Origin of the sequence: Micromonospora sp. LH3U1 (assembly GCF_028475105.1) — a bacterium.
GTDB lineage: Bacteria > Actinomycetota > Actinomycetes > Mycobacteriales > Micromonosporaceae > Micromonospora.
Genome location: NZ_CP116936.1, coordinates 5,038,621 through 5,055,105, shown reverse-complemented (window position 1 = coordinate 5,055,105; position 16,485 = coordinate 5,038,621). Strand labels below are relative to the sequence as shown.

The following is a 16,485-nucleotide window of genomic DNA, read 5'->3' as shown; positions in this document are numbered from 1 at the left end:
TTCGACTCCGTCGGCTCGGTGGTTCGGATCACCGGGGCCTGGGTTTGCGACCCTCCGGGTAATTACGTAACGTTGGCGTTGTGAAAAACGCGGCGGCGCTCTCCGGGCACCAGCCGACGGCTGTTCCGGCCGTCGGTGCGTCCGCGTCCGCGCCTGTCGTGACCACGTCGGCCGCCCTCGGCTCTGCCGCTGCGGCCGAGATCTCCACGCGGGACCGGGTCACCCAGTTGCTGCTGGAGCGGGGGGCCACCACCGCCGCGCAGCTCGGCGTGGCCCTCGGGCTCAGCCCGGCGGCGATCCGCCGACACCTGGACGCGATGCTCGCCGACGGTGACGTGTACGCCCGCGAGCAGACCGTGCAGGGCAGCCGTGGTCGGGGGCGCCCGGCCAAGGTGTTCATGCTGACCGAGGCCGCCCGGGTCCGCTGTGGCACCCACCACTACGACAACATGGCCACCGCCGCGCTGCGTTGGATCGCCCGCAGCGGCGGCTCGGACGCGGTCGAGGCGTTCGCCACCGAGCAGGTGTCCGCCCTCGAGTCCCGCTGTCAGGCGGCACTGGAGGACGCCGGCGACGACCCCCTGGCGCGAGCCGAGGCACTCGCCGCAGCGCTCAGCGCCGAGGGTTACGCTGCCAACGCGACCACGATCGCCTCCGGTGGTCAGCTCTGCCAGCACCACTGCCCGGTGGCGCACGTGGCCGCCGAGTTTCCCCAGCTGTGCGAGGCCGAGACCGCGGTGATTTCCCGTCTGGTCGGCACCCACGTGCAGCGCCTGGCCACCATCGCGCACGGCGACGGGGTGTGCACCACGCACATCCCGACCCAGCCGGGCCGTGCTCAATCCGGTAATCCCGTCACCACTGTGAGGACAGATAGATGACCGAGCAGATCGTCCAGCCCCTGACCCAGGAAGAGCAGCTTGCCGCCCTGGGCCGGTACGAGTACGGCTGGTCCGACCCGGACGCCGCCGGGGCGGTCGCCCAGCGCGGCATCAACGAGGCGGTGGTGCGGGACATCTCGGCCAAGAAGAGCGAGCCGGCGTGGATGCTCGACCTGCGGCTGAAGGGCCTGCGGCTGTTCGGCCGTAAGCCGATGCCGGCCTGGGGCGCGGACCTCAGCGGGATCGACTTCGACAACATCAAGTACTTCGTGCGGTCGACCGAGAAGCAGGCCACCAGCTGGGAGGACCTGCCCGAGGACATCAAGAACACCTACGACCGGCTGGGCATCCCGGAGGCGGAGAAGCAGCGCCTGGTCGCCGGTGTCGCCGCGCAGTACGAGTCCGAGGTCGTCTACCACAAGATCCGTGAGGACCTTGAGGAGCAGGGAGTTCTCTTCCTGGACACCGACACGGCGCTGCGCGAGCACGAGGACGTCTTCAAGGAGTACTTCGGCACGGTGATCCCGGTCGGCGACAACAAGTTCGCCGCGCTGAACACCTCCGTGTGGTCCGGTGGCTCGTTCATCTACGTGCCGAAGGGTGTGCAGGTGGAGATCCCGCTGCAGGCCTACTTCCGGATCAACACGGAGAACATGGGTCAGTTCGAGCGGACGCTGATCATCGTCGACGAGGGTGCGTACGTGCACTACGTCGAGGGTTGCACCGCGCCGCTCTACTCCTCCGACTCGCTGCACAGCGCGGTCGTGGAGATCATCGTCAAGAAGAACGCGCGCTGCCGCTACACGACCATCCAGAACTGGTCGAACAACGTCTACAACCTGGTCACCAAGCGCGCCGTCTGCCACGAGGGCGCGACCATGGAATGGGTCGACGGCAACATCGGCTCCAAGGTGACCATGAAGTACCCGGCGGTCTACATGACTGGCGAGCACGCCAAGGGCGAGGTGCTCTCGGTGGCGATGGCCGGCGAGGGTCAGCACCAGGACGCCGGCGCCAAGATGGTGCACGCCGCGCCGCACACCTCCTCGACGATCATCTCCAAGTCGATCGCCAGGGGCGGCGGCCGCACCTCGTACCGGGGTCTGGTGCAGGTGCTGGAGGGTTCGCACCACAGCCGGAGCACGGTCAAGTGCGACGCGCTGCTGGTCGACACCATCTCCCGCTCGGACACCTACCCGTACGTCGACATCCGCGAGGACGACGTGTCGATGGGGCACGAGGCCACCGTCTCCAAGATCAGTGACGACCAGCTCTTCTACCTGATGAGCCGGGGCCTGAGCGAGGACGAGGCGATGGCCATGATCGTGCGCGGCTTCATCGAGCCGATCGCCAAGGAGCTCCCGATGGAGTACGCCCTGGAGCTCAACCGCCTGATCGAGCTCCAGATGGAGGGCGCGGTCGGCTGACGCCGCCCGCCCCGCCGTCCAAGCACCAGACACCGTCGTTGCAGAACAGACCAAGGAAGACATGACTACCCAGGCTTCCGCGCCGCCCAGCACCAAGTCGCAGGCGCTGCGCTCGTACGACGTCGCCGACTTCCCGGCCCTCACCGGCCTGGAGGAGGAGTGGCGTTTCACCCCGCTCAAGCGCCTCCGCGGCCTGGCCACGGCGGACACCTCAGCCGCCACCGGCCGGGGCGTCACCATCGAGCACCCGGGCCTGCCGGCCGGGGTGTCGGTGCGACTCGTCGAGCCGACCGACGCCAGCGTCGCGTCCGCGTCGGTGCCGACCGACCGGGTCAGCGCGCTGGCCCACGGCGGCGCGGCGCGGGTCGCGCTGGTCGAGGTGGCGGCCGAGGCGGTGGTGTCCGAGGCGGCGATCGTCCGGCTGCTGGGCGCGTACCCCGAGGAGCTTTCCTTCGCCCGGACCCAGGTCCAGGTTGGTCGGTTCGCGGAGGCCACGGTCGTGTTCTCCCAGGAGGGCTCGGCCACGCTGGCCGACAACGTCGAGGTGCTGGTCGGCGACGGCGCGAAGCTGACCCTGGTCACGATCGCCGACTGGGCCGAGGACACGGTCCAGGCGCAGCACGTCACGATCAAGCTGGGTCGGGACGCCCGGGTCATCCACATCCAGGTCTCCCTCGGTGGCGACCTGGTGCGGCAGTTCACCTCGGTGGAATACACCGGTCGGGGTGGCGAGGCCGAGCTGTACGGCGTCTACTTCGCCGACTCCGGTCAGCACCTGGAGCACCGGCAGCTCGTCGACCACACCGTCCCGGACTGCCGCAGCTACGTCGGCTACCGGGGCGCTCTGCAGGGCGCGGACGCCCACACCGTCTGGGTGGGCGACGTGCTGATCCGGGCCGAGGCGACCGGCACCGACACGTACGAGATCAACCGGAACCTGCTGCTCACCGACGGCGCGCGTGCGGACTCCGTACCCAATCTCGAGATCGAAACCGGCGAGATTGCCGGCGCCGGCCACGCCAGCGCGACCGGCCGCTTCGACGACGAGCAGCTGTTCTACCTGATGGCCCGCGGCATCCCGGAGAGCGAAGCCCGCCGCCTGGTGGTCCGTGGCTTCTTCGCCGAGCTGATCAACAAGATCCCGGTGGAGTCGCTGCGCGAGCGCCTCGGCGACGCGATCGAGGCCCGGCTCACCAAGGCGGGCGCCTGATGATCCGGATCTGCTCCGCCGAGGACGTGCCGAAGGGCACCGCGATCAGCGCGGACGTCGACGGCACCCCGATCGCGCTGGTGCACGGCGAGGACGGCAACTTCTACGCCGCCTACGACGAGTGCTCGCACGCCTCGGTCGCCCTCTCCGAGGGTGAGGTCGACGGCTGCACACTCGAGTGCTGGCTGCACGGCTCGCGCTTCGACCTGCGCACCGGGCAGCCCTCCGGGCTCCCGGCCACCGAACCCGTCCCCGTTTATCCCGTCGAAGTCCGCGACGGCGACATCTACCTCAGCCTGACGCCGAGTAATGGAGTGACCCGATAATGAGCACCCTGGAGATCCGCGACCTGAAGGTGTCGGTCAAGCTGCCCGAGGGTGAGCTCAAGCCGATCCTGGCCGGTGTCGACCTGACCGTGAAGTCGGGTGAGACGCACGCGATCATGGGCCCGAACGGCTCCGGCAAGTCCACCCTGGCGTACTCGGTCGCCGGTCACCCCAAGTACGAGATCACCGGCGGCTCGGTGACCCTCGACGGCGAGGACGTGCTCGCCATGACCGTCGACGAGCGGGCCCGCGCCGGCCTCTTCCTGGCCATGCAGTACCCGGTCGAGGTGCCCGGCGTCTCGGTGGCGAACTTCCTGCGGACCGCGAAGACCGCCATCGACGGCGAGGCGCCGAAGCTGCGCACCTGGGGTGGCGAGCTGCGCGGGGCGATGGAGCGGCTCCAGATGGACCCGGCGTTCGCCCAGCGCAACGTCAACGAGGGCTTCTCCGGCGGTGAGAAGAAGCGGCACGAGATCGTCCAGCTGGAGCTGCTCAAGCCGAAGATCGCGATCCTCGACGAGACCGACTCCGGCCTCGACGTCGACGCGCTGCGCGTGGTCAGCGAGGGCGTCAACCGGGTCCGCGACAACGGCGACACCGGCGTGCTGCTGATCACCCACTACACGCGGATCCTGCGCTACATCAAGCCGGACTTCGTGCACGTGTTCATCGCCGGCCGGATCGTCGAGCAGGGCGGCCCGGAGCTGGCCGACAAGCTCGAGGCCGAGGGCTACGAGCGGTACGCCGCCGGGGCCGGCACGGCCCAGGCCTGAGCGAGAGAGGCGCTGCCGAGATGACCAGCATCGCGATTCCGCCGGGGATGCCCCAGTACGACGACGTGCCGCGGTTCGACGTGGCCCGCGTCCGCGCCGACTTCCCGATCCTGGACCGGGAGATCAACGGGCATCCGCTGGTCTACCTCGACAGCGCCAACACCTCGCACAAACCCCGCCAGGTGCTCGACGTGTTGAACGAGCACTACGCGCGGCACAACGCCAACGTGTCGCGCTCGGTGCACACCCTGGGCACCGAGGCCACCGAGGCGTACGAGGGGGCGCGGGCGAAGATCGCCGCGTTCATCAACGCCCCGAGCCCGGACGAGGTGGTGTTCACCAAGAACTCCACCGAGGCGATCAACATCGTGGCGTACGCGTTCTCCAACGCCTCGCTGCGTCCGGACGCTGACCCCCGGTTCCGGCTCGGCCCGGGCGACGAGGTGGTGATCTCCGAGATGGAGCACCACTCGAACATCGTCCCGTGGCAGCTGCTCTGCGAGCGGACCGGCGCGACCCTGCGCTGGTTCCCGGTCACCGATCAGGGCCGGCTGGACGAGTCGGGCCTCGACGACCTGGTCACCGAGCGGACGAAGATCGTCTCGCTGGTGCACACGTCGAACATCCTCGGCACGATCAACGCCACGTCCCGGATCACCGCGCGGGTCCGCGAGGTGGGGGCGCTGCTGCTGCTGGACTGCTCGCAGTCCGTGCCGCACCTGCCGATGGACGTGGTCGACCTGGACGCCGACTACATCGTCTTCACCGGGCACAAGATGCTCGCCCCGACCGGTATCGGTGTGCTCTGGGGCCGGGCCGAGCTGCTGGCGGCCATGCCGCCGGTCTTCGGCGGCGGTTCGATGATCGAGACGGTCACCATGGCCCGCTCGACGTTCGCCGCGCCACCGGCCCGATTCGAGGCGGGCACCCCGCCGATCGCCGAGGCGGTCGCGCTCGGCGCGGCGGTCGACTACCTGACCGGCATCGGGATGCAGGCCATCCAGTGGCACGAGAAGGAGCTGACCGCGTACGCGCTGGACGCCTTCGGTTCGGTGCCCGACCTGCGGATCTTCGGCCCGACCGTGCCGGTGGGCCGGGGTGGCACCATCTCGTTCGCGCTCGGTGACGTACACCCGCACGACGTGGGTCAGGTGCTCGACTCGCTCGGCGTGCAGGTGCGCGTGGGCCACCACTGTGCCAAGCCGGTGTGCAACCGGTTCGGCGTCCCGGCGACGACCCGGGCCTCGTTCTACCTCTACACCACCACCGAGGAGATCGACGCTCTGGTGGCCGGTCTGGAGCAGGTGCGGAAGGTGTTCAACTGATGCAGCTCGACCAGCTCTACCAGGAGATCATCCTGGACCACTACAAGCGCCCGCACGGGCGTGGTCTGCGCGACGCCGACGACGCGGGCGACCGGGTCGCGGAGGCGCACCACGTCAACCCCACCTGCGGTGACGAGGTCACCGTCCGGGTGGCCACCGACGGCGCCGTGCTGCACGACATCTCGTACGACGGGATGGGCTGCTCGATCAGCCAGGCCTCGGCGAGCGTGCTGCACGAGTTGCTGCGCGGTCGGGGCGCCGGGGAAGCTTTCGAGGTGCACGAGGCGTTCGTGGAGTTGATGTCCGGACGTGGCCAGGTCACGCCCGACGAGGACGTACTCGGTGACGGGGTGGCTTTCGCGGGTGTGGCCCGCTACCCCGCCCGGGTCAAGTGCGCGCTGCTGCCGTGGATGGCGTTCAAGGACGCCGCGGCACGCGCCGGTGTGGGCGTGAGCCCGGAGGTGAAGGCATGAGCAGCGAGAACACCGCTACCGCAGCGACGCCGGAGGTCGGTGACGCCACCGCGGCGCCGCAGACCGACGCCGTGACGACCGACGGTGCCGTGACGCCGGATGGCGACGCCGCCGCCCCGGCGGGTGGCGTCAGCAAGGCCATGATCGCCGACGTCGAAGAGGCGATGAAGGACGTCGTCGACCCGGAACTCGGCATCAACGTGGTCGACCTGGGCCTGGTGTACGGCGTGCACGTCGACGACGAGAACGTCGCGACCCTGGACATGACGCTCACCTCGGCGGCCTGCCCGTTGACCGACGTCATCGAGGACCAGACCCGGCAGGCGCTGACCACCGGCCCCGGCGGCGGCCTGGTCAACGACATCCGGATCAACTGGGTGTGGCTCCCGCCGTGGGGCCCGGACAAGATCACTGACGAGGGTCGGGACCAGCTTCGTTCCCTCGGCTTCAACGTCTGACCCGACCTGGTCGGTTCCTCCCGTCGAGCGCGACACCCCGCCCGGGGCGTCGCGCTCGACGCGTTCCACCCCGAGCGGACCGTGTCGCCTCGCGCTGTGTAGCCCCGCCACGCCGTCCCGAGGGGCAAGATCGCGCAATATCCTGGTAGTCAACGCGTCAGGTGCGCGCCCGTCTGTCAACCCGCCCGGCCCCCGTCGATCAAGGACTTGTGGTGGGCGACAAAATACTCGTCATAACGCCAACCGGGCACCACTACTCCATGATCGACGGGGGTCGAGATCGCCGCTTGCGCGATCTTGCAGTTGCTGCCCCGGCGTAAGGGGCATTCCCCGCATTTAGGCGACCGGAACTGCAAGATCGGCGCAGTAGGGGTGTCCTTGAGGGGTGGGCCTGGGCACCGGGACTCACCGGGCTCCGTGATCCAGGGGTTGAACGCTGAACGCAACGGTTTTGTCCTGGTTGGAGTGGTATCAATGCAGTGAGGCCACCAAAATGAGGATCGAGCACGATCTGGCCCAGGCGGACCTTGCCCCCACCTCTCGCCCACGTTGATCAAGAGATTCGCGTCAGAAATTGCGGTCTTGGTGACGTAAACCTCTTGATCAACGTTGGCGGGAGGGGCGGGGAGGGGCGGGGAGCGCGGCGCGCCTCCTGGAACGGTGGTTGGGGGGACTGGATGCTCTGCTGGGGGCGGAAATCCGGTGGCGGAGACGCCGCTTTGGCGCGCACGATGCGCGTGTGATTGAGGCGTACCCGAAGCAGGTCCTTGTCCGTGCGGCGACTGCCGTGCCCCGACAGCGGCCGCTCCGGGGACGGGCCTCGACGCGGCACCGACGTCCGTGAGCGGGGCGTTCCTCGCCGGTCTCGTCGCCGGCTACGGCGTCGCCATCCCCGTCGGCGCGATCGCGATCCTCATCCTGGGGCTCAGTGCCCGTACCTCGTTCCGGGTCGGTGCGGCCGCGGCGCTCGCGGTGGCGACGGCCGACGGGCTCTACGCGGCGGTCGCCGCGCTCGGCGGCGCCGGCCTGGCCGGGGTCATCGCGCCGGTCGCCGGGCCGCTGCGGGTGGTCGCCGCCGCGGTTCTGCTGGGTCTTGCCGCGCATGGCCTGTGGCAGACCTGGTGCGCCCACCGTTCGCGGCGGACTCCGACGGCACCCGCCGGTCGGGGTCTGAGCACTCCCGGGCGGGCGTACGCGGCGTTGCTCGGGCTGACCCTGCTGAACCCGATGACGGTGCTCTACTTCACCGCGCTCGTGCTTGGCCGTCGGGACACCGCCGACGCGGACGCGGGCTCCGCGGCGCTCTTCGTGGCGGGCGTGTTCCTGGCGTCGGCGAGTTGGCAGCTGCTCATCGCCGGCGGTGGCACCGTGGTCGGCCGAGCGCTGACCGGGCCGCGCGGCCGGCTGGTCACCGGCCTGGTCTCCAGCGCGCTGATCGCCGCGCTGGCGGTGGTCGCGCTCCTGCCGGGCTGAGCGGTCCCGCCCGACGGCCCGGTCTCGCCCGACGGCCCGGTCTCGCCCGGCGTGCCGTACGGTCGGGCGGTGACCAGTCGACCCGCAGCCGGGGGCGGCCGGTGGGTCGAGGTCGACCCGGCCCGCGTCGGCCGCTGGATCGAAGGCTTCGCCGACCGGCACGGCCCGCCCACCACGACCAGCCAGGAGTACGGGCTGCTGCTCGCCGCCCCCGACGGATCCACCGCCGAGCTGTACGCCCCACCTGGGGCGCCGGCCAGCGTCGACGTCGCCGGGTTCGTGGCCGCCGCCGTCGCACCCCGCCGGATCGGCCTGTTGCTGGCCCGCAAGGGCGCGGTGGCCGTCGGCGTGGCCGAGGGCGCCGACCTCGTCGCGTCCAAGGTGGACCGCCAGTACGTGCAGGGGCGCACTGCCGCGGGGGGATGGTCGCAGCAGAGGTTCGCCCGTCGGCGCGACAACCAGGCCAAGGCGGCGTTGGGTGACGCGGCAGAGCTGGCCGTACGGCTGCTGTTGCCGGAGGCTGCGGCCCTCGCCGCGGTGGTCTGCGGTGGTGATCGGCGGGCGGTGGACACGGTGCTGGCTGACCGGCGGTTGGCTCCGCTCGTGCCGTTGCGTGCTGAGCGGTTGCTCGATGTGCCGGAGCCTCGGCACGCGGTGCTCGTCGCCGCGGTGGGCGCGGCCCGGGCGGTGTGGATCCGGTTGCGCGACCCGGCACCCGACCGAGCCGGCTGACCTCAGGCGAAGTCGGCGGGCAGGCGATCGCACGCGATACAGGGATTTCTGGGACAGGGTCGGGCCGGCGCTCGGAGGATGGGCACGTCACCCCGCTGACACCGCATCCGAACGATTCCGGTCAGCCGTCCCGGTAGCCCTGAACCGCGCCCGTTCCACCCCAAGGACCAGGGAGATCATCTTGTCCAGTGCCGAGGCCCAGATCCTGCGTACCGTCCTCGACCGCTGGCGGTCCGCGGTCGACGCCCACGAGCCGGATCGCGTCGCGTCGTACTTCACCGACGACGCGATCTTCCAGGGTCTGCACCCGTACACCGTCGGACCCGAGGGCGTCGCCGCGTACTACGCCGCGCAGCCACTCGGCCTGACCGCCACGTACGACATCCGGGAGACCCGGCGTCTCGCCGACGACCTGGTCCTCGGCTATCTGGAGGTCGACTTCGGCTTCACCGACCGGCCGACGCTCACTGTCCACCTCGGCGTGATCGTGCGGCGGGTCGACGATGTCTGGCTCATCAGTCACTACCAGGTGTCGCGGCTCGGCTGACCCGTCCGCAGGGCGATGGTCGTGGCAGGACCTTTCGGGGCCCTGCCACGACCCGGAGGTGTCAGAGCTGGTCGGTGCCGAAGGTGTCGCAGGTCTTCGGGTCGCCACTGTCGAAGCCCTGCTGGAACCAGCGCTGCCGCTGTGCGGAGGTGCCGTGGGTGAACGAGTCGGGGTTGACCTGCCCACCGGAGCGTTCCTGGATGCTGTCGTCGCCGATCGCCTCGGCGGCCTTCAACGCCTCGTTGATGTCGGTCTGGGTGATCGACGTGAACAGCGGCTCCTGGCCGGTCTTGTCCTTGCTCTCGGTGGCGTGCTTGGCCCAGGCGCCGGCGTAGCAGTCGGCCTGCAACTCCAACCGGACGGAGGCGGAGCGGGGGCCGCTCTGGTCGCCCTGGCCGGCCTTCGCGTTGGTGCCGAGCAGGTTCTGGATGTGGTGTCCGTACTCGTGGGCGAGCACGTAGGGCTGGGCGAATTCGCCCTTGGCGCCGAACCGGGAGGCCAGCTCGTCGTAGAAGCTCAGGTCGATGTAGACCTGCCGGTCGGCCGGGCAGTAGAACGGGCCGACGCCCGAGTCGGCCTGGCCGCAGCCGGTGTTCACGGCGGCCTGGAAGTAGTTGGTGTCGGTCGGCTCGTACTTCCCCTTACCCAGCTCCGGGTACGCCTTCTCCCAGTAGCCCTGGATGCTGTTGACGAACAGCAGGTTGCGGCAGCGTACGTCGTCGAAGCGCTTGGGGTTCTCGCGCGAGCACAACTGCTCCAGGTCGGTGCCGCCGGCCTGCCCGCCCTCGTCGCCGTTGGTCATCGCGTTCAGGCCGAAACCACCGCCGAGCAGCGCGACCAGCACGGCCACCACGATGCCGATCAGCCCGCCGCGACCACCGCCGCCGGGCAGTGGAATGCCCATGCCGCCGCCCCCACCGCCCCGGCCCCGGTCAGTGACCTGGGACGTGTCGAGTTCGGCCCGCTCGTTGAGTTCCATGCTGACCCCGATCGCCGTATGCCGTGATTGTCGTCTGGATGTCGTTCTGTCGTTGAAATGCCGGACGGGGTCCGGACAGCGGTTCCGGTACCCGATGATCTTGATTGGTAATCCGGGCGGGTCGCTCAGCGACGCCCGGTACACTTGTCGGGTGCTGCGCTGCGAAGGCTGAACCGCCCCGCGCCGTCGGGCCCCTTGAGCCCGCCGGCCGTTTCGCGTGCCCCGAGTCAGCCTTCCAGACCCCGAGAGCGAGCCCGAAAACATGATCACTGCCACCGGCCTGGAACTGCGTGCCGGTTCCCGGATCCTGCTGTCCGACACCACCCTGCGCGTGCAGCCGGGTGACCGGATCGGCCTGGTCGGTCGCAACGGCGCCGGCAAGACCACCACGCTGAAGGTGCTCGCCGGTGAGGGGCAGCCGTACGGCGGCCAGATCGACCAGCGCAGCGCCATCGGCTACCTCCCGCAGGACCCGCGCACCGGCGACCTGGAGGTGACCGGCCGCGACCGAGTGCTCTCGGCGCGCGGTCTGGACGTCCTGATGGCTCAGATGCAGGAGGTCGAGGCCCGCCTCGCCGAGGACGCCAGCGAGAAGCTGGTCCGTCGCTACGGCGCACTGGAGGACCAGTTCGCCGCCCTGGGCGGGTACGCCGCCGAGGCCGAGGCCGCCCGGATCTGCGCCAACCTCGGCCTACCGGACCGGGCGCTCGCCCAGACCATCGGCACTCTCTCCGGTGGTCAGCGCCGGCGCATCGAGCTGGCCCGGATCCTGTTCCGCGACGCGGGCGAGAACGGCGGCGGCATCCTGCTGCTCGACGAGCCGACCAACCACCTCGACGCCGACTCGATCACCTGGCTGCGCAGCTTCCTCGCCAACCACAAGGGCGGCCTGATCGTGATCTCCCACGACGGCGCACTGCTGGAGTCGGTGGTCAACAAGGTCTGGTTCCTCGACGCCACCCGGTCCGTGGTCGACGTGTACAACCTGGGCTGGAAGGCGTACCTGGCGGCGCGCGAGACCGACGAGCGGCGCCGCCGCCGGGAGCGGGCCAACGCGGAGAAGAAGGCTGGCGCGTTGATGGCGCAGGCCGACAAGATGCGGGCCAAGGCCACCAAGACCGTGGCCGCGCAGAACATGGCCCGCCGCGCCGAAAAGCTGATCTCCGGCCTGGAGGAGGTGCGGGTCTCCGACCGGGTGGCCAAGGTGCGGTTCCCCAGCCCCGCTCCGTGCGGCAAGACGCCGCTCACCGCGACCGGCCTGTCCAAGTCGTACGGCTCGCTGGAGATCTTCACCGACGTCAACGTCGCGGTGGACCGGGGCTCCCGGGTGGCCATCCTCGGGCTCAACGGCGCCGGCAAGACGACCCTGCTGCGGATGCTCGGCGGGCTGCTCAACCCGGACACCGGCGAGGTGCACGCGGGCCACGGCCTGCGGTTGGGCTACTACGCCCAGGAGCACGAGACGCTGGACGTCGAGCGGACGGTCCTGGAAAACATGCGCGCCGCCGCTGTCGAGCAGTCCGACACGGATCTACGCAAGATCCTCGGCGCGTTCCTCTTCTCTGGTGACGACGTGAACAAGCCCGCCGGGGTGCTCTCCGGTGGTGAGAAGACCCGGCTGGCCCTGTCCACCCTGGTCTGTTCCGGAGCCAACGTGCTGCTGCTCGACGAGCCGACGAACAACCTCGACCCGGTCAGCCGGGAGCAGGTGCTCGACGCCATCGCCAACTACCCGGGCGCGATCGTCCTGGTCACCCACGATCCGGGCGCTGTGCTGGCGCTCAAGCCGGACCGGGCCATCCTGCTGCCCGACGGCGACGAGGATGCCTGGAGCGACGACCTGCTCGAGCTGGTCGAGCTGGCCTGATCGTGTCCCGGACGGGCGCTCGGCCCAGCCTGCGCCGAGGCGCGGGGCCCAGCCTCAGCCGAGCAGGTCGACCAGCCGGCTGAGCACGCCGGAGCTGACCAGGATCACCACCCCGATGGCGATGAAGATCGCCGGCACCAGCCAGTGGCCGGCGCGCTCGACCAGTCGGACCACCCGGGGGTGGCCGCCCAACCAGGCTCCGGCGGCGCACCACAGCGCGATGAGCAGCACGAAGACCACGAGGAACACCGCGCTGTCGCCGACGCCGAGGGCCCGGAACACGGGTACGTAGACGGCCACGTTGTCGGCCCCGTTCGCGATCGTCACCCCGGCCACACCGAGCATTCCGGTGACGACCGTCGGGGTCTCGTCGTCGTCGGAGCCGCGCAGAGCGCGGATGCCCAGCGCGATCGGCAGCAGGCCGAGCAACCCCGTCCACGGGTCCGGCACCACCAGTAGCCCGGCCGCGACCACCGCGCTCGCCAACGCGAGCGCACCGATGCCGAGGTATTGGCCGGCGACAATTTCCCAGGTGCGGGGCCGGCCGGTGGTGCGGGCTGCGACGAAGAACAGGGTCAGGATGACGATGTCGTCGATGTCGGTGGCAGCGAAGACCACGGCAGCTCCGGCCGCGGTGCTCAGCAGGTCGATCACGACCGAAGGCTACGGGTCATCGGCAGGTGCCAGCACGCCGCAGTGGTACGCGGGGACGCTTCGGCGGGGCCGATCGCCGGGATCACTCTATCGGGAAGCTGACATTGCATAGCGTGTCGGTTGGCGAAGAGTTGATATCTGGCGCATGATCGTTCGAGGCGGTCTAATAGGTGGGACCGTATCCGAACCGCACAGTCTGGGACGTGAGGACACAGCATGGCAGCCACTGGCACAGCCACCAGCACTGAGAAGGGTCGCCGGATCGTCGGAGCCGAGCGTCAGACGCTCGCCAAGGACCTGGTAAAGCGGTACACCTCGGGGGAGAGCATCCGCGCGTTGGCGGCCTCGACCGGCCGTTCCTACGGGTTCATCCACCGAGTGCTCACCGAATCCGGGGTGCAGCTGCGTCAGCGCGGCGGTGCCCGGCGCCGCAAGAAGGCGTGACCCGCCACTCAGCGTCGCCCACCAGCGCCGCGCCCCGGGCCGCCCGGTGACCGCCGAGGCGACCGGGGTTCGGCTGACCTGCGACGGGCCGGTTGCCACGGTGACGTTGTGCCGGCCCGACGTGCTCAATGCTCAGACGCCCGCCATGTGGCGAGCGATGAGCGACTTCTCCCGCGATCTGCCCGGCGACGTGCGGGTGGTGGTGGTCCGGGGTGAGGGGCGTGCGTTCTCCGCCGGCCTCGACCTCGCGGTGGCTGGTGCTTCCGGCCCGGGCTCCTTCGCGGAGCTGGCCACGCTGCCCGAGCAGGAGTGCGCCGAGCGCATCGCGGAGTTCCAGACCGGCTTCACCTGGCTGCACCGGCCGGACGTCATCTCCGTCGCGGCCGTGCAGGGCCACGCGATCGGTGCTGGCTTCCAGCTCGCGCTCGCCTGTGACCTGCGAGTGCTGTCCGCGGACGCGAAGCTGTCGATGGCTGAGGTGACCCTCGGTCTGGTGCCCGACCTGGCCGGCACGAAACGCCTCGTCGAGTTGGTCGGCTACGCGCGGGCGCTGGAGATCTGCGCGACCGGCCGCCGGTTGGACGCCGCCGAGGCGGACCGCATCGGGCTGGCCACCCTGGTCGTGCCGCCAGCCGAGCTGGACGGCGCGGTCCAGGACCTGACCGCTGGTCTGCTCTCCGGGCCCCGCGACGCGGTGGTGGAGATCAAGGCGTTGCTCGCCGGTGCGGCCGGGCGGTCGCACGCCGACCAGCAGCGCGCCGAGCGGGAGGCGCAGACCCGCCGGCTGCGCGACCTGGCTGGCCAGGGAGAATAGGTAAGGACCGCACGGGAAGATCCGGGTTACGACCGAGGTTGTCACAGTCGTCGGGAGAATTGACCTGACGGCGCGGTCTGCCCGACGACCCGGAGGTGAGCGATGTCCAACCCGATGTCCGGCGGTGGCATGGCCGGGTGGAGCATGCTCCGGTCGATGCGCAACCGCGACGAGGTTTCCACCCACCGGCTGAAGCGGGGGGTGGCCCGCCGCATCGTGGCCTTCGCCCAGCCCTACCGGCGCGACATCGTCGTCTTCCTGGCCACCGTGGTGTTGGCCGCCATCATCGGCGTGGCCACCCCGGTGCTCGCCGGCGACGTGATCAACGCGATCAACCGGGGCGGCACCGAGGCCGGCCGACTCGTGGTGCGGGTCGCCCTGTTCATTGCCGCGCTGGCGGTCGCCGACGCACTGCTCTCACTGGCCCAACGCTGGTATTCCGCCCGGATCGGCGAGGGCATCATCCTCAACCTGCGCACCCGGGTGTACGACCACGTGCAGCGGATGCCGTTGCAGTTCTTCACCCGTACCCAGACCGGCGCCCTGGTCAGCAGGCTCAACAACGACGTGCTCGGCGCCCAGCGGGCCTTCACCTCCACTCTGTCCGGTGTGGTCAGCAACGTCATCCAGCTGGTGCTCACCGCGGCGGTGATGTTCACCCTCTCCTGGCAGATCACCGCGCTCTCGCTGGTGCTGTTGCCGATCTTCATCATTCCGGCCCGCCGGGTCGGTCGGCGCCTGGCCGACATCACCCGCGAGGCGTACAACCTCGACGCCAAGATGAACGCGACCATGACCGAGCGGTTCGGGGTGGCCGGAGCGCTGCTGGTGAAGCTCTTCGGCCAGCCCGAGATCGAGGCCCGTCGGTTCGCCGACCGGGCCGAGCGGGTCCGCGACATCGGCATCCAGTCCGCAATGTATTCCCGCACCTTCTTCGTGGCCATGCTGCTGGTTGCCTCGCTGGCGCAGGCGCTCACCTACGGCCTCGGTGGCTGGCTCGCGGTGACCGGCGGCGTCAGCGCGGGCACCGTGGTGACGCTCGCGTTGCTGCTCACCCGCCTGTACGGTCCGCTCACCGCGCTCTCCAACGTCCGGGTGGACGTGATGAGCGCGCTGGTGTCCTTCGACCGGGTCTTCGAGGTGCTCGACCTCAAGCCGGGCATCGAGGAGAAGCCCGACGCGGTGCCGGTGCCCCGGGGCACCGGCCGGGTCGACTTCCGCGACGTCCGATTCCGCTACCCGAGCGCCGCCGAGATCTCCCTCGCCTCCCTGGAGGAGGTCGCCACACTCGACCGGACCGTCAACGAGCCGGTGCTCAAGGGGGTCTCGTTCAGCGTGCAGCCCGGGCAGATGGTCGCGCTGGTCGGCCCGTCCGGTGCGGGCAAGTCGACACTGTCGATGCTCATCTCCCGGATCTACGACGTCACCGACGGGCAGGTGCTGGTCGGTGGGGTGGACGTCCGCGACGCCACGCTCGCCTCCCTGCGCGACGAGATCGGTGTGGTCACCCAGGATTCGCACCTGTTCCACGAGACGATCGCCGAGAACCTTCGCTACGCGAAGCCGGACGCCACCGACGACGAGATCTGGGCCGCGCTGGCCGGCGCGCAGGTGGCCGACCTGGTCCGGTCGCTGCCCGACGGGCTGGACACCACCGTCGGAGAGCGCGGCTACCGGTTCTCCGGCGGCGAGAAGCAGCGCATCGCGATCGCCCGCGTGCTGCTCAAGGCACCGTCAATCGTGATCCTCGACGAGGCGACCGCACACCTGGACTCGGAGAGCGAGGCGGCGGTGCAGCGGGCACTGTCGGTGGCGCTGGCCGGGCGAACCGCCCTGGTGATCGCACACCGGCTCTCCACCGTGCGCGACGCCGACCAGATCCTGGTCCTGGACGGTGGGCGAATCGTCGAGCGGGGACGGCACGACGAGTTGGTCGCGGTCGGCGGGCTCTACGCCGAGCTGTACCGCACCCAGTTCGCGGTCGCCGACTCGCCCACCCCGTTCGTCGACGCGACCGGCCCCGAGCCGGTGATCATGCCACTGGGCAGCTACCGCGCCGACGAGGTGCTGCCGCCCGCCGCCGCCAACTGACGTCTAGCCAG

At 70.2% G+C, this 16,485-nt stretch carries 17 protein-coding genes; 15 read left to right on the top strand and 2 right to left on the bottom strand.

All coding sequences use genetic code 11. From position 1 onward, the window contains the following. Nucleotides 1-80: 80 nt before the first annotated feature. The 11 genes from PCA76_RS23015 to PCA76_RS22965 all read left to right on the top strand — a co-directional run bounded on the left by PCA76_RS23015 (nucleotide 81) and on the right by PCA76_RS22965 (nucleotide 9,625). The gene (locus tag PCA76_RS23015) at nucleotides 81-881 is read left to right on the top strand and encodes a helix-turn-helix transcriptional regulator (protein ID WP_442930151.1); all 801 of its coding nucleotides are present in this window, start codon (nucleotides 81-83) and stop codon (nucleotides 879-881) included. Further along, on the top strand, nucleotides 878-2,308 hold the full coding sequence (sufB, locus tag PCA76_RS23010) for a Fe-S cluster assembly protein SufB (RefSeq protein ID WP_088949238.1): 1,431 nt from the start codon (nucleotides 878-880) through the stop codon (nucleotides 2,306-2,308). Before PCA76_RS23015 ends, sufB begins: the two co-directional genes overlap by 4 nt. Nucleotides 2,309-2,369: 61 nt before the next feature. Next, the gene (gene sufD / locus PCA76_RS23005; RefSeq protein ID WP_272612554.1) at nucleotides 2,370-3,518 is read left to right on the top strand and encodes a Fe-S cluster assembly protein SufD; all 1,149 of its coding nucleotides are present in this window, start codon (nucleotides 2,370-2,372) and stop codon (nucleotides 3,516-3,518) included. Then, complete coding sequence (locus PCA76_RS23000) at nucleotides 3,518-3,844, top strand: non-heme iron oxygenase ferredoxin subunit (RefSeq protein WP_272612553.1); 327 nt, start codon at nucleotides 3,518-3,520, stop codon at nucleotides 3,842-3,844. The genes sufD and PCA76_RS23000 overlap by 1 nt, the downstream gene beginning before the upstream one ends. Beyond that, on the top strand, nucleotides 3,844-4,617 hold the full coding sequence (gene sufC / locus PCA76_RS22995) for a Fe-S cluster assembly ATPase SufC (protein ID WP_272612552.1): 774 nt from the start codon (nucleotides 3,844-3,846) through the stop codon (nucleotides 4,615-4,617). Before PCA76_RS23000 ends, sufC begins: the two co-directional genes overlap by 1 nt. 20 nt (nucleotides 4,618-4,637) lie before the next feature. Then, nucleotides 4,638-5,942 (top strand): cysteine desulfurase, encoded by a 1,305-nt coding sequence (locus PCA76_RS22990; RefSeq protein WP_272612551.1) that lies wholly within the window; start codon nucleotides 4,638-4,640, stop codon nucleotides 5,940-5,942. After that, nucleotides 5,942-6,415: a Fe-S cluster assembly sulfur transfer protein SufU gene (gene sufU, locus PCA76_RS22985; protein ID WP_272612550.1), complete on the top strand. Its 474-nt coding sequence runs from the start codon at nucleotides 5,942-5,944 to the stop codon at nucleotides 6,413-6,415. Before PCA76_RS22990 ends, sufU begins: the two co-directional genes overlap by 1 nt. Beyond that, on the top strand, nucleotides 6,412-6,873 hold the full coding sequence (locus PCA76_RS22980) for a metal-sulfur cluster assembly factor (RefSeq protein ID WP_272612549.1): 462 nt from the start codon (nucleotides 6,412-6,414) through the stop codon (nucleotides 6,871-6,873). Before sufU ends, PCA76_RS22980 begins: the two co-directional genes overlap by 4 nt. Before the next feature lie 840 nt (nucleotides 6,874-7,713). Then, a complete protein-coding gene (locus PCA76_RS22975) occupies nucleotides 7,714-8,346 on the top strand; it encodes a LysE family transporter (RefSeq protein WP_272612548.1) in 633 nt (210 codons plus the stop codon). A gap of 69 nt (nucleotides 8,347-8,415) precedes the next feature. Next, nucleotides 8,416-9,078, top strand: coding sequence for an acVLRF1 family peptidyl-tRNA hydrolase (locus PCA76_RS22970; protein ID WP_272612547.1), 663 nt, complete (start codon nucleotides 8,416-8,418; stop codon nucleotides 9,076-9,078). A gap of 181 nt (nucleotides 9,079-9,259) precedes the next feature. Further along, nucleotides 9,260-9,625: an SgcJ/EcaC family oxidoreductase gene (locus PCA76_RS22965; RefSeq protein ID WP_272612546.1), complete on the top strand. Its 366-nt coding sequence runs from the start codon at nucleotides 9,260-9,262 to the stop codon at nucleotides 9,623-9,625. A 61-nt stretch (nucleotides 9,626-9,686) separates the two neighbouring features. Here PCA76_RS22965 and ypfJ read toward each other — a convergent pair whose 3' ends face one another. After that, nucleotides 9,687-10,604 (bottom strand): KPN_02809 family neutral zinc metallopeptidase, encoded by a 918-nt coding sequence (ypfJ, locus tag PCA76_RS22960; RefSeq protein WP_272612545.1) that lies wholly within the window; start codon nucleotides 10,602-10,604, stop codon nucleotides 9,687-9,689. 262 nt (nucleotides 10,605-10,866) lie between these two features. Between ypfJ and PCA76_RS22955 the strand changes: the two genes are divergently transcribed. Then, nucleotides 10,867-12,471, top strand: a complete 1,605-nt coding sequence (locus tag PCA76_RS22955) for an ABC-F family ATP-binding cassette domain-containing protein (RefSeq protein ID WP_272612544.1) — start codon at nucleotides 10,867-10,869, stop codon at nucleotides 12,469-12,471. 54 nt (nucleotides 12,472-12,525) lie between these two features. On the opposite strand, the gene PCA76_RS22950 is transcribed toward PCA76_RS22955, so the two are convergent. Next, complete coding sequence (locus PCA76_RS22950; RefSeq protein WP_272612543.1) at nucleotides 12,526-13,125, bottom strand: cadmium resistance transporter; 600 nt, start codon at nucleotides 13,123-13,125, stop codon at nucleotides 12,526-12,528. Between the two features lie 216 nt (nucleotides 13,126-13,341). Here PCA76_RS22950 and PCA76_RS22945 point away from each other — a divergent pair, with 216 nt between their 5' ends. From PCA76_RS22945 to PCA76_RS22935, 3 genes are all read left to right on the top strand, one after another. After that, nucleotides 13,342-13,569: a helix-turn-helix domain-containing protein gene (locus tag PCA76_RS22945; protein WP_007462679.1), complete on the top strand. Its 228-nt coding sequence runs from the start codon at nucleotides 13,342-13,344 to the stop codon at nucleotides 13,567-13,569. Between the two features lie 46 nt (nucleotides 13,570-13,615). Continuing rightward, complete coding sequence (locus PCA76_RS22940; RefSeq protein WP_272612542.1) at nucleotides 13,616-14,383, top strand: enoyl-CoA hydratase/isomerase family protein; 768 nt, start codon at nucleotides 13,616-13,618, stop codon at nucleotides 14,381-14,383. Nucleotides 14,384-14,497: 114 nt separating this feature from the next. After that, nucleotides 14,498-16,474, top strand: a complete 1,977-nt coding sequence (locus tag PCA76_RS22935) for an ABC transporter ATP-binding protein (protein ID WP_272619535.1) — start codon at nucleotides 14,498-14,500, stop codon at nucleotides 16,472-16,474. Nucleotides 16,475-16,485 lie beyond the last annotated feature (11 nt).

Coding starts and splice junctions, on each gene's coding strand:
- sufB (WP_088949238.1), top strand. CDS start 878: ATGACCGAGCAGATCGTCCAGCCCCTGACCCAGGAAGAGCAGCTTGCC.
- sufD (WP_272612554.1), top strand. CDS start 2,370: ATGACTACCCAGGCTTCCGCGCCGCCCAGCACCAAGTCGCAGGCGCTG.
- PCA76_RS23000 (WP_272612553.1), top strand. CDS start 3,518: ATGATCCGGATCTGCTCCGCCGAGGACGTGCCGAAGGGCACCGCGATC.
- sufC (WP_272612552.1), top strand. CDS start 3,844: ATGAGCACCCTGGAGATCCGCGACCTGAAGGTGTCGGTCAAGCTGCCC.
- PCA76_RS22990 (WP_272612551.1), top strand. CDS start 4,638: ATGACCAGCATCGCGATTCCGCCGGGGATGCCCCAGTACGACGACGTG.
- sufU (WP_272612550.1), top strand. CDS start 5,942: ATGCAGCTCGACCAGCTCTACCAGGAGATCATCCTGGACCACTACAAG.
- PCA76_RS22980 (WP_272612549.1), top strand. CDS start 6,412: ATGAGCAGCGAGAACACCGCTACCGCAGCGACGCCGGAGGTCGGTGAC.
- ypfJ (WP_272612545.1), bottom strand. CDS start 10,604: ATGGAACTCAACGAGCGGGCCGAACTCGACACGTCCCAGGTCACTGAC.
- PCA76_RS22955 (WP_272612544.1), top strand. CDS start 10,867: ATGATCACTGCCACCGGCCTGGAACTGCGTGCCGGTTCCCGGATCCTG.
- PCA76_RS22945 (WP_007462679.1), top strand. CDS start 13,342: ATGGCAGCCACTGGCACAGCCACCAGCACTGAGAAGGGTCGCCGGATC.
- PCA76_RS22935 (WP_272619535.1), top strand. CDS start 14,498: ATGTCCGGCGGTGGCATGGCCGGGTGGAGCATGCTCCGGTCGATGCGC.